The sequence below is a fragment of the Enterococcus sp. AZ101 genome, from assembly GCF_050499005.1.
In the GTDB taxonomy this organism is placed as follows: Bacteria; Bacillota; Bacilli; order Lactobacillales; family Enterococcaceae; genus Enterococcus_L; species Enterococcus_L ureilyticus.
Genome location: NZ_JBMHEZ010000003.1, coordinates 508,839 through 525,622, shown reverse-complemented (window position 1 = coordinate 525,622; position 16,784 = coordinate 508,839). Strand labels below are relative to the sequence as shown.

General features: G+C 34.7%; 8 protein-coding genes. 5 read left to right on the top strand and 3 right to left on the bottom strand.

Annotated features, from left to right (window positions below):
* Positions 1 to 232: 232 nt before the first annotated feature.
* The 4 genes from IGJ50_RS16380 (at position 233) to IGJ50_RS16365 (ending at position 2,958) form a co-directional block, all read left to right on the top strand.
* A complete protein-coding gene (locus IGJ50_RS16380; protein WP_207121726.1) occupies positions 233 to 970 on the top strand; it encodes a hypothetical protein in 738 nt (245 codons plus the stop codon).
* 501 nt (positions 971 to 1,471) lie between these two features.
* On the top strand, positions 1,472 to 2,011 hold the full coding sequence (locus IGJ50_RS16375) for a hypothetical protein (RefSeq protein ID WP_429951494.1): 540 nt from the start codon (positions 1,472 to 1,474) through the stop codon (positions 2,009 to 2,011).
* A gap of 73 nt (positions 2,012 to 2,084) precedes the next feature.
* A complete protein-coding gene (locus tag IGJ50_RS16370) occupies positions 2,085 to 2,558 on the top strand; it encodes a hypothetical protein (protein WP_429951492.1) in 474 nt (157 codons plus the stop codon).
* Position 2,559: 1 nt separating this feature from the next.
* Entirely contained in the window at positions 2,560 to 2,958 is a 399-nt protein-coding gene (locus tag IGJ50_RS16365) for a hypothetical protein (RefSeq protein WP_429951491.1), read from the top strand.
* 1,265 nt (positions 2,959 to 4,223) lie between these two features.
* Here IGJ50_RS16365 and IGJ50_RS16360 read toward each other — a convergent pair.
* The 3 genes from IGJ50_RS16360 to IGJ50_RS16350 all read right to left on the bottom strand — a co-directional run bounded on the left by IGJ50_RS16360 (position 4,224) and on the right by IGJ50_RS16350 (position 11,678).
* Positions 4,224 to 5,276, bottom strand: a complete 1,053-nt coding sequence (locus tag IGJ50_RS16360) for a bifunctional transcriptional activator/DNA repair enzyme AdaA (protein ID WP_429951489.1) — start codon at positions 5,274 to 5,276, stop codon at positions 4,224 to 4,226.
* 15 nt (positions 5,277 to 5,291) lie between these two features.
* The gene (locus IGJ50_RS16355) at positions 5,292 to 6,119 is read right to left on the bottom strand and encodes an isocitrate lyase/PEP mutase family protein (RefSeq protein WP_429951488.1); all 828 of its coding nucleotides are present in this window, start codon (positions 6,117 to 6,119) and stop codon (positions 5,292 to 5,294) included.
* 948 nt (positions 6,120 to 7,067) lie between these two features.
* The gene (locus IGJ50_RS16350) at positions 7,068 to 11,678 is read right to left on the bottom strand and encodes an SdrD B-like domain-containing protein (RefSeq protein WP_429951487.1); all 4,611 of its coding nucleotides are present in this window, start codon (positions 11,676 to 11,678) and stop codon (positions 7,068 to 7,070) included.
* Between the two features lie 354 nt (positions 11,679 to 12,032).
* Here IGJ50_RS16350 and IGJ50_RS16345 point away from each other — a divergent pair, with 354 nt between their 5' ends.
* Positions 12,033 to 16,310 (top strand): LPXTG cell wall anchor domain-containing protein, encoded by a 4,278-nt coding sequence (locus IGJ50_RS16345; protein WP_429951486.1) that lies wholly within the window; start codon positions 12,033 to 12,035, stop codon positions 16,308 to 16,310.
* The last annotated feature ends 474 nt before the right edge of the window (positions 16,311 to 16,784 follow it).

Sequence of the window (16,784 nt, the reverse complement as noted above, 5' to 3'; positions counted from 1 at the left end):
TTTCATTCTTTCTTTATGTTAAACTTAATATAAAGGTAGCAGAATAGCGAACTTGTTCTGTCACTCTCATCACTTGTCAGGGAGCATTATCAACCTGTATGGAGCTTAAAGTATGCGTGCCTTACTCATTACGATCAATGTCCAGCTAAAACACCGTCAGCGCCCTTTTCTTGTAGAATAACGTAAATCATCTCAATCAGTATCAAAAACTACATACAAATGGAGAAACAAAATGAATCTTAATTTAAAACAATTTAAAAAAGAAGATTTATTTGAATATACACTATCAATAAAATCTGGCCGACATGATTCAGATAGCTTAAAAATACTGACTAATTTTTGGATACTACTGGGTCCGTTATTTGTTTTTGGTATAACTCATTACTTTAATGAATACATAGGTTTTGTGCCTAGTATTGTTAAAATAATATCTACTGTTTTTATAGTAGTTTCTGTCATTTGCCTCTTCTTTAGTATAAACAAAATAAGAAAACATTTTGAAAAAGCTCAATCGATCCTTTTTCTTATCGTTCTCTTTCTCTTTGCATGTTTAGCTTTTTGTATGGGAGTCATTTTATATCTTCAAAATATCTACAATCACTACAAACAGTTTACTCTAGAGGTTATTCCTCTCAATATAATTAATTTAATCCTAATAATGGGGTTTCTTAGTTTCATCATTCCGATAACATCAGGATACATTACGATCTTCACGTATATAAAAAAAGGAAAAGCTAGAAAAGAAAATCTTGTAAATCAGAATGAAAAAATGTCTAGAGAGACTTTCATAAATCTTCTTTTCCTATTTTTCACGCCTATAGTGTTTCCTTCAATGCTCTTTTTCAGTCACGTACCTATGAATGGGCTTTTTAATTTCATTTTAGGTCTATTAGTAAGCTATGGTATATTGTTTTTTTTACCTGGTCTAGCAACGACTTTTTATACAAAGTGGAGATTTCCGGAGTTATAAAAGCAGAAGGAGTAAATGGAAACGTACAAAACCTTTTATACTATTTTTATTTATATTATTACTAAATATTTGTCAAACCAACATATAAAATAGTGGAAAGAAATAAATCTTGATAAATTAAACCCCACAAAGAAGAATTAGCATTAATTTATAACAGAAGGACAAACACATGTCTAACAATAAAAATTAATTCATACTATTATTTTCTTTAGCAATCATGTTAACTGCTTATCAAATATATACTATTAGCGATACCAATGAATCTAGTTTTCAAACTTTCATAAAAACGCTAACTGATCAACAAAATGAAGTATTAAATAATGTATGGCGAATCTGGAAGATGTTATTCTAGCCGTTTCATACTTTATTTTCTACTATTAGATAATAATAGCTTTACAATGCTTCATAATAAGAATAAATTTTCAAGTTAATCAAAAGATAGATGATCTAGAACGAATTGAAATTATAAAAATAAAGCTTCTATTAAAGGGGAAATTTATCGTGGAAAATTTAGTATACAATAATGAGCTTATCTCTTGGACTTTGGATGGAGAAAAAATTGACATCAAACTAAATAAAGTGTTCTTTGCCTCTTATAATGAAGAATCCAAATTAATTTATGCTGAAGTCGGCAAAAATTTTATAATAACCTCTGTACATTATTTTGAAGTAGACGGAACTTGTAGAATGAAATACAATCTTGAAACTGGAGAAATCAACTGGTTATACCAAGGAATTTCTAAGTTTCTTACATTTAATGAACTAATACAAGTTGGGTATTTTCCTTTAAAAAATTTACTTTTAGTTATGCTAAATAAGATAAGGAAAAATGTCATTGCTTTAGATTTGGAAGGTGAATTCTTATATGCTGTAGACAAACCTGTTGACTACGAGATACTATATTTTCAAGAATTTCCTCTCTATATAGCCTTTGTTTGTGAAGGGAATACCAATCACGAAGAGCAATATGGCAGGAGTAGGTTTAATTTCAAGTTAAATTTAACTACTGGGATTTTAGAGAAAAAAGCTCTCTCTCACTAATGAGTATTAGTTATCCGAAAAATCTAGATGTAACACTTTTCAACTTTAAATTTTGGCTGGGAGGCTATAGTTCATGATAAACAAACTAAAAAACAAGTGGTGGTTATTCACTATTTTATCCGGTATTTGCCTATATAACGATCCTTACTTTGGTCTATTTTCTATTTTTATGATACTTATTTTATTTTTTGATATCATAATGTCCACCATTATGATAGGTCATTTTAATATATTTTCAAAAAAAATAGCAGATAAAACTGAGCACCTCAATATAATTAAGAAGATTTTTAATAAGGAAATACTTTCTTTTAAAATTGGTAAATTATTCACTACTATTTTTACGATTTTCGTAGTATTTGTCATTTTCATCCAAAATCTAAAAGCAAAAGAGATACTGAGTCCTTATTATTTTTTAGCTATAAAAAATAGCGTTGCTTTGCAATTAATTTGTATAATTCTCGCTTTAGCTTCAATAATATTTTCCTCCGTTCTATTCTGGTTTTATACAGATGCTTATAAGCAAAAATTGAATGAATTGGAGCATTAACATGAGAAAACATTTATTAATCTTATCTACCTTTTTTATGTTTATCGTTACATTATTAATCAATAATCGTATAAAATATTACGGATTAATCAGCTTATTCTTAATTCTTCCTTACTTTATCCATACTGTGAATTTAGCTATACACAAAAAATTGGCAGCTAGAGAAGATTTTCTAGGACAAGAAGCACAGCGGCAACTAAAATGGTTCAGCAGTTCCAGTTATAAGAGGCTCCTACTAGTCTTAACCATTCTTCTTGGGGTAGCGTTGTTCATTACTTATTTATTTTTAGTATTTGTTTCAAGTAAATCATTTGAATTGTACAACATCCTCTTATTGTCGATCAGTGGTGCCATTCTGATGGTTTTTTTATGGCAGTTTTATTTAGAGATGAGAAAATAATTCAGAACATGATGGGACTTTTACTTATTTTTTGAAAGCCAAGAGGTTCATTTAAGGACATTTTTATAAAAAGGACAATAGATTCAAAAATAATTATCGTGCATTATAAAGCTGGTGTTAAAAAATCTAACTAATCATCAAATAAAAATCACTTTATCAATTTTTCTGATAAAGCAAAACAAGGAGCCAAACATGTCTGTACATCCAATCAAAGGATATCATTTAGAAAAAACAATCAGATACACCATTTTTTTTCAAATTGCCACCACATTATATATCTTAGTAAGAACAATCATCACAGGACAAAGTGCGTTTATTTATTATAGCCACTCTATGGATATGAAAATATACCTACTACTAATTCTATTGCAATGTGTAGTGAGTCTCTATTTATTAAATTCTCAAGGGAAAAATCCAAACTATTGGAAAGCATGTTTTTTGCTGCTTTCCACTATCTTTATAAGTTCAATTAAAATCAAAAGTCACAGCTATTCAATCGTGTTAGATATTATCGGCGTTCTTTTAGTTCTCTCTTGTATATCTGTCATTATTACGACACATAATTATCTAAAGAAGATAGAAAAAGCTTCTTAGCATTTTTAAGCTTATCGTTATCTGTTGTTTAAAAAATTCACAAAGAATTATTGACTCTTCAAACAGAAAAAAGGAGTACGGGGTACAATGAAGGATTTCAAAAAAATAGCAGGTATATTATTTACAATAACCTTAACCCTCATCTTCACAAAAAAATATTGTCCAACAACTACTCACCAATCAGAACAGGCATTACAAAAAAAGCTGCAACAACTGAAATCCTAAAATCTCCTACTCATTTTTTTATCGTTCAACCAGAACTATGGACAACAAGTAAAGGATGGAAAATCACGTCCATTAACAAGAACCGTTCAGAAGATGTCGAATTGGTCAGTAACTCCCCAGCCAATGCCTTCCTAGTATGGTTCTATTGAATGAAGCAATGTCTTTTTTATCTAATTAATATAATTTAAAATAAAATTATCGCTAAACTGGTGAAAAAATTCAAGTAAGTGAGAGTATTATTGGATTGATGTTCCTATTAGATTCATGTTTATATTTGGTATATAGGAAAAGGAAGTCTGTTAGATAATCTAAAATAAACTATGAAAGTAACTGACCTAGAATCAGTTACTTTCATAATCTTTTATTTTCTACTATTGTTTTTTATCTTCGTTTTACGTCAACCTATTTTAGAAAAACGTTTCAAATATAGCTTTTTAGACGGTCATTCATCTAATGAGATACTCCCGCTCATGCTTCAACAACCATTTCTTCCGCTCTACCCCGCCGCCATAGCCACCTAGACTCTCGTCTGTCTGAATCACCCGATGACAGGGAATAATGATTGCTAACTGATTTGCGCCGTTAGCATTCCCAACCGCTCGCATACCCTTCGGACTACCGATTTTCGCTGCTAGCTCTTTATAAGAAGACGTTTCACCACGTTTAATTTCTGTCAATGCTTGCCAAACACTTTTCTGAAAATCAGAACCTAAACACAAATAGGGTGTTTGAAATTCATCCAACTTCTTCTCAAAATACAATGCTAATTCATTTTTGATCTGTTCATTGATTTTCGTTTTTCCTGGAACGATCGAAGCATTCATCCGATTGCGGAGGTGTTCGATTTCTCTTTCCAAGCCACGACGATCGACAAACTCAAGTAAGTACAGGTATTCATCATCGGCAATGCTCATCATTGGTCCGAGAATCGTATCGATCCAATCAGCAGATAATACCTTGATTTCTTGTAATTGCTTCGGGTTTCTTCCCATGATTTTTGAAAAAGCGTCATAAAAGCCACTGGGAGAATCATACCCCGCATCTAGCTGCGTGTCGATTCGTTTTTCACCATTCTTGATTGATTTCAAGGCGATTCCCATTCTTCTTGAACGTGCATATTGTACAAATGTCATGCCATAAACTTTTTTAAACTGTCTTCTCGCAGTCATTGAGTGAATACCTAAATCAGCGAAATCTTGGTCTTTCCAACGCTTTTCAGGATTTTCTTCCACTAGCTCCACCATTTTCTGAACGAATGGCGGAATTTCTCTTGGAAAAGATAACGGTTTACATCGTTTGCACGGTCTATAACCCGATAGAAGAGCCTCTTCTGCTGTTTCGTAAAATGTACAGTTTTCATACTTCGGTTTTCTTGCGGGACACGTTGCGTGGCAAAAAACACCTGTGGAACTAATACCCACAAAGAAAATTCCGTCATAGGTTGAATCTTTTGCTAGTAACGCTTGATAATAGTCTTTTTTTTCTTTTTCGCTGATCATTGGACATTCCCCTTTCTACTTTATTTTGAATAATTCGATGCTTTTTTGTTCTTCGTATTGTGTTATATCAGCAATTAGTGCAGTATAAAAATGGTTTAAATTTTTGCTCGTATTTTCATTATAAAGTAGATAAATCGATGGGCCAAAACTGATTCTAGAAATTCCTGTATTCAAATATTCTTCGATAGAATCCTCATGAATATCCAGCATGATATTGAGTGGTACTGTGATTTCATTTGCTATTTTTTTGATGTGTTCTTTATTTTTTAATCCTGGTATAAAAATACCATCAATTCCAGTTTTTTCATAGGCTTTGATTCGATGGATCGTTTGGTTTAGCACCTGTTCATCTTGATTATTTTTAATGATATCTCCAGTAAAATAGGTATCCGTTCGAACATTAATAAATAGATCTTTTTTTATCGTATTGAGTTGTTGCTTAATTGAATCTAATCGCTCACTTTGTTCGGTAATTGTATATAAAACTTCTGTATTTGGTCTTTTGTCCTCGATATTGATGCCAACCACACCAATATTGATAAGCGCTTCTATATTCTCTGCTAGATCTGTTAGTGTTGAGGCATATCCTGATTCGATATCTGCTGTGATGTAGTTAGTGATCGGGTCCATTTGTTTAATATAGTCTAGTATTTCTGTAAAAGGCATTGTTTCACCATCTTGATAACCATAATGAGTAGACATTGCATAGCTGCTAGTTGGAACCAACTTGATTGTTTTCTTTGTTAGTTCAGTCGCACTTGCCACATTCCAGCAATTTATTAAAACAAGTGGTTGGTCTTTTTTATGTGCTTTTCTAAATTGTTCTACTTTATTTTCCAGCATTGATCATCCCCTCCTTCATTTTATATCTTTAGTTTACTGCGGATAGATCAATGCTTCTTTCGAAAAATGAACATCAATTTTTTTCTAGTGATCCTTCTCTTTATTTTCGTGAAGTCATAACTTACTGGTGATTCTCTTGTATGGAAACTTCGCTCCCTTTGGTCGCCAAGTATTGTTCATCATCTGCTCTGGCGAAGCCTATCGTGCTATGGTTCTTTCTGATTATCCTTCTCTGTACTTTTGTAAAGTGAGAACTTGTTGGTGATTCTCTTGTATGGAAACTTCGCTCCCTTTGGTCGCCAAGTATTGTTCATCATCTGCTCTGGCGAAGCCTATCGTGCTATGGTCTTTTCTGGTTATCCTTCTCTGTACTTTTGTGAAGTGAGAACTTACTGGTGATTCTCTTGTATGGAAACTTCGCTCCCTTTGGTCGCCAAGTATTGTTCATCATCTGCTCTGGCAAAGCCTATCGTGCTATGGTTCTTTCTGGTTATCCTTCTCTGTACTTTTGTGAAGTGAGAACTTGTTGGTGATTCTCTTGTATGGTAACTTCGCTCCCTTTGGTCGCCAAGTATTGCTCATCATCTGCTCTGGCAAAGCCTATCGTGCTATGGTCTTTTCTGGTTATCCTTCTCTGTACTTTTGTGAAGTGAGAACTTGTTGGTGATTCTCTTGTATGGAAACTTCGCTCCCTTTGGTCGCCAAGTATTGTTCATCATCTGCTCTGGTAAAGCCAGTCGCAGTGATTCACAACAAATAACCCACTCTTCGGGGAAAGAGTGGGAAAAGGAGTTAAAAAATGAAAAAGTGTTTGGTTAGGGTTGTTTGTTTGGTACGACTATATATTATCGCGAAATTGTGATAATTTTGTGTTGAAAGTTTGGATTATTTAGTACAACTATTTATTTAAAGTATGAATTTTTTCATGTTTTATTGCTTTTTCTATTCTTATTTTAAGTTTTCGAGAGATTTTCTTTTCATTAACAGAATCCCAATAGTTCCGATTAATATAGCTATCCCCATAAAATAATAATTTTGTGGTTGTTCACCTGTTCTTGGTAATTTATTTCTATTTGTTTCATTCCGTTCAGAATTTTTGCTCATAGGATAAGAGGAACTCGTAGAATTGTTCCCTTCAATTGGGCTTATTTTTTCTTCACTAGCATTATTTGAACTACTCGTTGATTCACCTGTCGTTTCTTCAGTATCACTGGAATTGGGTTCTTTCTCAGTATCATCACCGATATAGGTATTGGTAATCGTTAAGCTTGTATGGTCGACCTCACTTGTATAGTTTACCGGAACATCAACTTCTTTCATTGTATAACTATATTTTTGATCGCTTTGTACCTTATATTCTGGTAATCCTTCTAGCGAAAATGACCATTCATCTGTCTGATTCGAGTTTACTATGAACGGATTCCCGTAAGCTTGTCCATCTTGATATACTTGAACCTTGATTGATTGAGGCCGTTCACTTTTTTTATTTTTATCCCCTTTCCAAATTTTCTTTCCTTCAATTTTTGTATATGTCGGCAGCGCTAATAATAAGCCTAAATCCCACTCACCATTGCGGCCTTTTGTCACTTTTATACTATCTGTTTTCCCATTAAGATTAAATTTAGAAACTTGTTTTTCCGTTCCTTCTCCTTTGATTGTCGGGACGTAATCAACCGGAATCTCTGCTTGAATCTGGTAATCTCCAGGTTTGATATCTGAACCTGTAAAATAATATTTGCCATTTGCACCAGTTTGAACCTTTTTTACAAATAAGTTTTGTCTATTATTATCTACTCGATAAAGAGAAACGGTGATATCATTCGTAGGAGCTTCACCAGCCGATTGTCGCCCGTCACGATCACTATCATACCAGATATATCCATCAATCGTAGTTGGTTCCGTGTATCCGCCATCAATATCCAGCGGTTTTTCTTCTGTTGGTAGGTCAACAAAAGCTTCTCCGTACTGTTTGGCTCCATCTAGTTCTAAAAAATCATTGTCAATCGTTTTATCGGAACCCGCTTGATACGTTGTTAAGTTGAAATTTGAATTGACTCGTTTAATTGTTATTCGATATTTTTTATTGTACAATCGATTAAATTCATAGGATCCATCTTCTTTTGTTTTTGTTGTTTCAACCAAATCATTATTCCAGTCATAAAGATTAACCTCAGCATCAGGAATTCTTATCTCAGACTCTTCTCTTAGTCCATTCATATTTTCATCTGCCCAAAGAATGCCTGCTATTTGTTTAGTTGGTTCGTCTGCAGCAAGGTATGCACCAGATTTTACAGGTTCTCCGACTTCTAAAGTTGTATTGGTTGTACCGTCGACATAACTACCACCAACAGCAAAACTATTCCAAAGTGTCTCTAGATCATTTGTTGCTTTTGGAATATGATATGACAAGCGGAAGGAAACGAGCTGATTGCTCTCTAATCCATCCTTTTTGATGATTTTAATTGCTGAAACGGCCTTATCCAAAGGCGTTTGACCATCCCAAGACTGCCATATAGATTGATCGTTTGTTAAATTATTTAATTCCCTTAGATTATTTTCAGCTGTCGTATTTAATGAGTAAAATAATTCATAATTTCCATCTAGATAAGAGCCATCAGCTAATGTGATCGATTTCAGCTGTCCCCCTATCGTAGAATGACGGCCATCCGCTGAGATAGTCATGGTATCCTGAGGATTCGGAAGGTTATCAATGACATGCAATTCATTGATTTTAACATTACCATTGTTTGGAACCGTTAGTCGATACGTTACATCTGTTCCTGTACCTTGTTGATCTAACAGGTGAATAAAACGAGAAAAATCAGCACCGTTGTTGGAAATTTCCATTTTACTATCTAACCCAACTGAACGATTGAATTGAACTACTCGATTTTTCGACATTGCTGCTACAACATTTCCCACACCAGGAACACCTGTAACCCAGTCGGCTCCACCGTCATAATTTTGTTTGGCATCTCCTGATACTAAATAATTATTGAATTCCTCCATGCTATTTACATTTTTGGAGCCATTTGCGGTGATTTTTATCTCGTGATCAGCGTTATAGTTTTCATTGTTGCGCCAATCATTATTGTAGCGAATCGTCACCAGTTGTATGGTATTACTCACTTGTTTGATTTCAATTTGCGCATCTGGATCATTCTGTGGATTCGTTAATGCTACATTTTCAATAGTGATACTCGAGGGTACAGTGATATATAAAATAGGATCTTTCAATTTCCCTGAGCCTAAGACATTATTGACACGAATTTTGTAGCTGAAGGTTGAACCAATGTCATTGATCCTCGGATAAAAAGGAGACTCCCATCCAGAATAGCCAGGATATGCACCTTCACCTGTAAAAATTGTCGTTGCTGTTTGCGTATTATTTTTATTATCCTGATTCGCTTCATAGCCACCTTGTACAAAAGGCTCATAGGAACTTTCAGATGCATTCGCATGTTTGCGGTCTCCGTAAATATACAACGTATTGGTCAAACCATCTACTAGTGAAAGAGTAGGATCTTTCACTCCTTCCATGGTTTTACCAACTGCTGAAATTGACACCTTCCCAGCATCTTTAGGGATGTTCTTTGACCCTTGATAAGTAAATACATACTTTACAGTGGTAATATAATCATCCGCAGCCAGACCTAAACTTGATACTTGAATTGTATTGCCTAGACTTGTGGGTCCCATCGAAACCCAGTTGTTATTTTTTTTAGTTTGGTAAAATAATTCTGTACTAATCAATCCTGTGATTCCCGGATTTTTGCTTTTTTGTGCTGACCAAGAAAAACTTTGATAGCGGAAACCTTCAAAAAAATCTATCTCATCTGAACTTCTGAGAGGATCGTCCACTAAATAACTATTTCTCATATCCAATTTCGGTGAAAATGAAAGTGTATAAGCCAATGTTTGATCTTTCTCTTTAAGCATTCTGTTAGGCGCTGTTTTTGTAAAAAATTTAATGCCAGGGTAACCGCTTAAATCTCCTAAAGCTGGCACTGTTTCTGATAAAATGACCTCATCATTTACAAATGTACCGTCCAAACGTTCCCCCTTCAGAGTTGCTTTGATTTCATGATTTTTGGGCATTCCCGTTGTAGAATACGGGTATTCGTAGGTTAAATCCACCGTAGTCACTGCACCTTCAACATTGATATCTCCAACTGGAATAACTACGTTGTAAAGTCCATTTTCAGGTCCAACTACAGGATAATTCATTCCTTGATAGGTTACACTATAGAGCTCAATTTCAGCTGGGAATTCAATATGCAAATTGCCATTTTTAATATTGACACCGCCGACTTCTGATTCAGGAACGATCTTTATTTTAGATGTATGGATCTCTATAGGTTCCGCGTCTGGATCTTTTTCGGCAATCAAATGATTCACGCTTTCATTGATTTTTGGGTGAATACCATCTAGCGTTTTTTCTTTTCCATTTGCATTATTTGCACTCACTTTGATTAACCCACTCAATGTTGTTGTAGGCAAACTAACGCCTCTTTTAAAACGCAAACCAAAAGGTAGTGTCAGCATCTTTCCAACGGATAACTCTTTTAAATAGTTAATCGTTATTTGTTTATTTAAACCTACATTTTCCGTGGTTACTTGATAAACATTACTTTCTGGTACTGAAATAATTTCTATAGTATCAGGTAAAGTAACAATAATTTTGGTGTTTTTAATTGGTGCATCTGATTCACCAATACTACCGCTATTGATCCGAACAGTCATATCAAAGTATTCACCTGCCAATGGCGTACGGTTAGAGTAGACTTCTGAAATGGAAAGATTGGCTACAGGTTGATTATTATTTTTGATATCCGGTAATTCACGAATAATTGGGGATAATCCTTGTTGTTCAGGTTTTATTTCAGGGATTTTTTGTGTTTCTTCCTCTTCAGTTGGGATAGTCAAGACTAAGGTTAATGGTTTTACTTCTTCTCTACTCTCCCCATAAATTAACTGAATAGAATTAAATTCGAAACTACTTTTCTGATTGTTCATCTCTTTTTTTTCAAGTACCACATCTATTTCTTCACAATACTCTGTTGCTTCATCTAATAATGACGTACTGATGATTTCCCATTGTCCATTTTGAGGCAGATTATGTACACCTACTTCAGGATTTTTACTGGATAATGTTCCATTAAAATCACTACCCATGTCAATAATATAGCGTATTTCAGCATGATCTTCCCTTGGAACAGTTCCGCTAATGCGTAATAGCCCTTTCCAATATTCTTGTGTAAAAATTTCGTTCAAATAATTAGTCTCTGTTCCATCGACGCCTACCCATGTAACATTGAGTTGATTCTTTTTTTCTGCATCAGGATTTGACAGTTGATGCTCCTCCTCTACAGCCTCTACATGTGTACTAGACATACTCGTTTCGTCTAGTGGTTCATTTCTCAGTAAATTTTGGGTATTTGCACTAGTTGACTCAACTCCCTCTACATCCATAGCCAGTCCATAGGCATTTATCGGCCCTAAAAAAATAGGTACTAGTAAACACACAAGCATCAATACATTTATTTTCCTCTTTTTCACTCTATCGCTCCTCTTTAAAAGATATTTCAAGCCTTTATATATTCAAACTTTATCATTTTTTACATAAGAATACAAATATGTTATAAAAAGAGTTATACTATTAATAGAAAGATTGGTTATAATGCCTTTTTCTAATTACTATTTTTTTTAAGAAGGAGAATTTTTTTACTTACATAAACAAAACCTGCCCTTTAGGCAACGACGGGACAAGAAGTTAAACAATGAAAAAATGTTTTGTTAGGGTTGTTTGATCTGGATTTATACTAACAAACACTGTTCATCATTATATTTACGAAAGTTTTGATTTTTTACTATATTAACATTATTACAAAAAAGGAAGGTAAGTGTGCTTTAATGAATGACTCATGGAAAAAAGGTTCATTTAAATTTATATTATTTTCAAGTACGGTTCTAATCGGCTCTGGTAGCTCAGTACACGCATTAGCTGCAGCAGTTGAGCAGACCCGATCTGTTCAAGCAACGTTGGAAAAAGATTATAAGAGTATATTAGAAGAATATACAACTGCAAAAAAAGAATACGAGGATACAAAAGAAGCGTACGATACTGCATTAGAAGACTATGATACCCATAAAAACCAAGCTGATAAAACGTATGCTGCAGCAAATCAACTTAAAACAACTTTAGACGAACTAAAAGAAACCTACCAAACACAGTTAACGATTTTTGAAGCAGCGGCTAAGACTTATAACACACATAAAGCTACATATGAAACAAACAAATCCAGCTACGAAGCACATATTGAAACTTATAATGAAGCCAAAGCGGCTTACGAAACAGAAAAAGCCCTTTATCAAAGGGCGGAAGCAACTTTTTTGGATAAGCAAATAAAGTATGTAGATGCGCAAGCTAAATATGAAGCCTTGAACAAAGATGCTGAAGCAAAAAGAATACTCTACGAAAATTTACGAAGTAAGTACGAAACGAATCGAAAAATTTACGAAGATGCTGCAACAGCTTACCAAACCGTTCAAACAGCATACAATGAGGAAAAAAATAAATACAACACTCAACTAACAAACTATAACGCACAAAAAATTTCTTATGGAACGCTGCTTAGCAATTACAATACTGAAAAAACAGTTTATGATACCAAAGCAACAGAATTAAACGGAGCAACACAGGTATACAACACCTTAAAAATAGAATTTGAAACAGCCAAAACGGACTATATTAAAGTAAAATCTGATTATGATAAAGACCTTGAAAAATATAACGAACTATTAACAGAATATAATGAGGCGAACACAAGTTATATGACTGATAAAACAGTTTACGAAAAACAGCTGTCCGATTTAACGATATCAATCAATGATTATGCGCGAAAACTAGCGGGGTATAATCAAATCAAAGAAAATTACGTTACTACGAAACAAGTATACGAAGAAGCGAAAACAACTTATAAGACTTTATCTAGTCAATTAAAAGAAATCGCAACTCAATATGAAACGGAACGCACAACGTACGAAACAAAAAAAACGACCTTCGATCAACAAACCAAAGCATATGAGACAACTAAAACAGCCTATGATCAACAAAAAGCTGAATACGATGCTACACTCACTACTTATGAAACTGATTTGACTATCTATAACGAAAAAAGAGCAGACGCAGAGGTAATTTTAAAACAGTATAAAGAAGGGACTGCAGAATATACCGCCGCCCTAGCAGCCTATAACGAAAATAATGCTCGCTATATCGAAGTAAGCAAAAAATACCAACAAGTAAAAGAACAAGGAGAGCTACTCACTACGAAATTTAAAGAAATTCAAACAGTATATGAAACAGCAAGCGCTGACTATCATCTGTTTGCTGCATCTTACCAGTCGCTCAAACAAAAGCATGATACTCTTGTAACACAATGTAATCAAGCAACTGCTGACTATCAACAATTAGAAAAAGACTACCATGCACTCAGTATTGAATACAAACAAGCAACGAGTGTCTATGCTGAAACAGAAAGCGCCTATCAAGCGGCGCTCACAGAATCTGCTGAAGTAAAAGTCCAGTATGATCAGTTAAAAGAAGCCTATGATGCCCTATCAGAGAAATTTATAAATGGATCAGAAGCCTTCAAGACTATTGAGACGAACTATCTTAAGGTGAACGAAAAATATAAAGAAGCGCAGCTAAAATATGAAGCAGCACGTACCAAATATGATCTTATTTTACCGGAATATCACGTATTAGCAGAGCATTTAATCAAGCTAAAAACCGACCTGACTATAGCTGAAACATCTTTCGCCAAACTAGGTGAAACATTGAACGTAACCCAAAAACAATACACATCTTTAGAAACACAATACACTGAAACAAAAGTAAATTACGATAAGATAACGAAACAATTTGCTGATTTAAACACCGAATACATTGTTGCTGAAACGGCTTATACAACAGCCACAACAGCTATTTCTAAAGCCAAAGAAACGTTTATACTGCGCGAGGAAGAATATGCAGATCTAGCTGCTTACTATGCTGGTCTAAAAACTAAATATGGCGAAACTTTAGAAATTTATACCGCGACTTTGACTAAATTAAGCGAAGCGAAAAATGAGCAACAAGTCCACGAAAAAGAATTCACGGCTGTTTCAAAAGAGTATACAGAATCAGAAAATGCATTTAAAACACTTCATGAAAAGTATAAGGAGGTTGGTAAAGCATACGATGCCGCCAATGGTGCATGGAAAGTGGCTGATGCTGACTATAAAATAGCTAACGGAAAATTAAACACTGTTAATACAGACTATGATACCGCCCTAGCACTCTTTACTAAACTAAAAACCAAGTATGATCTTGCAAAAGAAAGCTTCCTTACAGCTGGAAAACCCTACGAAGATGCACTTGATGTTTATCAGAAAGCTGTTACTGCTGCAAGTGAAATCAATGCTGCCAAAATGGGAATGGATAACATTCTTAATGACTTTCCAGCTGATAACATTACATTTGAAAACCTTGATAATATTCCTGCTGATTTAGCACTATGGCAAACGAAATATGACACAGCTAAACTAGCTTTAACTAAAGCTTTAAATGAGTCCTGGCCAATCATTGAAGAATATCAAACTAAAAATGAGCTTTACAATGCTAGTTCTATTAAACCAGAAATCGTTCATGACCTTATTTATGGACCAGAAAATTTTCAAACTACTTTAATGAACTATATTGCGGAAGCTGAACAGGTGATGGAAACTAATAAAAACAGTGCTAGCGCCTATCAGCAATATTACCAATCATACAAAAACTATTCTGAGGCTTTCGATGCATACACTACAGGGTGGTCTAAAGGAAATGCTGGAGATCCTAACGAAGAATTAGATTCTTGGCTTGACATTATTAACACCACAGGAAACCTTGATTTTGCTCCTATTGGCTATCCAACTGAACGTTTAGAATCATTAAATACATCTGAAGAAAAGGATAAATTTGTATCAATCTATAAGTCAATTACAGGTGGAGCAATTGATAAACTTGGGAAGTATGTTGACTACCTAAAAGGTGTTTCTAATAAGTGGAAAGCGGCCAATTCTACCATGGCTACCGCTATTGAAGAATTCAATTTAGCAACGGGAAATAATGTTGAGCCACCCAAAAACTCAGATAAAATTTCGGCCAACGCTACTTCAAATCTTAGAATCATGACATTTACTTATGAAATAAATTTAGATGATTTCTATACAACTCATTATAACGAAGGTGTCTCTCTCTACGAATGGATAAAAGATGTTGTTTCAGGTTCAGCAACTCCTTGGAAAGTAACCGCACAATCTAAGATTGGAGAGGTCATCCTTCCACCTATTAATCTAGAAACAATTAAAACTGAATTAGACACGCTAGTACTCAAAAAAATTAATGCTCCAGAAATTCCCGAAGTTCCTGATATGTCTTTGACTCCTACAAAACCTGTAGGAATCAATATGCCGAAGGAAGTACAAAATGGAGCAAAACAACCTAATCCAGTATCTGCGCCAGCTGTTGCTTCAACTAAAATAATTGAACCAATCACAGGAATTAATTTACCTACTCTAACAGAAAAGCGTGTGTCTACTCCTCCGGATTCAATTGTAGAATTAGGTATTTCTGATGATGTAACAAATGTGGCATTAGATAGTGAAAAAGCTGAGGAAAGCAGCCATCCTAATGGTCCTGTTGCACTAGACGACTTGGAAGATGTTAAGGATATAGCTCCTTTAGAACAACCTAAAGAATTTGAAAAAGCTCCCATCGTTGACACCACAATTATTCCAGAAATTGTAACACCAGAAATAATTGATCCGGTAATACCTCCGATAGAACAGCCAATTGAGCTTACTGCACCAACTAAACCTAATACACTAGAAGCACCTGTTGCAGTCCAGCTAACCGAGGCACCAGCAGCATTAGTAGAACCTAAGAAGAAACTTGAGGAAAAAGGAACAACTGTTGTCATAAGTAAAAAAATAGACACAACTTCAGCTCCTACAAACAGTAAACTACCAAATACTCGTTCTGAAAGAAGATTACCAAATACAGGTACAGAAACTTCTTTATTGGGACAAGGACTAGGTGCTTTTATAACAGGCACAGCCGGATCCCTCCTTTTCTGGAAGAGAAGAAAAGGAAAACATACTAAATAGTAATATAAAAAATGAACGATACTCTGGTAAAGCTTATCGTGCTATGGTTCTTTCTGGTTATCCTTCTCTGTACTTTCGTGAAGTCATAACTTGCTGGTGATTCTCTTGTATGGAAACTTCGCTCCCTTTGGTCGCCAAGTATTGCTCATCTTCTGCTCTGGCAAAGCCAGTCGTGCTATGATTATTCCGGTTATCCTCTTCTGTACTTTCGTGAAGTCATAACTTGCTGGTGATTCTCTTGTATGGAAACTTCGCTCCCTTTGGTCGCCAAGTATTGTTCATCATCTGCTCTGGCAAAGCCAGTCGTGCTATGATTATTCCGGTTATCCTCTTCTGTACTTTCGTGAAGTCATAACTTGCTGGTGATTCTCTTGTATGGAAACTTCGCTCCCTTTGGTCGCCAAGTATTGTTCATCTTCTGCTCTGGCAAAGCCAGTCGTGCTATGATTATTCCGGTTATCCTCTTCTGTACTT

Excerpts from the sequence above, each read along its gene's own strand:
- IGJ50_RS16365 (WP_429951491.1), top strand. The coding sequence starts at position 2,560 with ATGAGAAAACATTTATTAATCTTATCTACCTTTTTTATGTTTATCGTT.
- IGJ50_RS16360 (WP_429951489.1), bottom strand. The coding sequence starts at position 5,276 with ATGATCAGCGAAAAAGAAAAAAAAGACTATTATCAAGCGTTACTAGCA.
- IGJ50_RS16370 (WP_429951492.1), top strand. The coding sequence starts at position 2,085 with ATGATAAACAAACTAAAAAACAAGTGGTGGTTATTCACTATTTTATCC.
- IGJ50_RS16355 (WP_429951488.1), bottom strand. The coding sequence starts at position 6,119 with ATGCTGGAAAATAAAGTAGAACAATTTAGAAAAGCACATAAAAAAGAC.
- IGJ50_RS16380 (WP_207121726.1), top strand. The coding sequence starts at position 233 with ATGAATCTTAATTTAAAACAATTTAAAAAAGAAGATTTATTTGAATAT.
- IGJ50_RS16345 (WP_429951486.1), top strand. The coding sequence starts at position 12,033 with ATGAATGACTCATGGAAAAAAGGTTCATTTAAATTTATATTATTTTCA.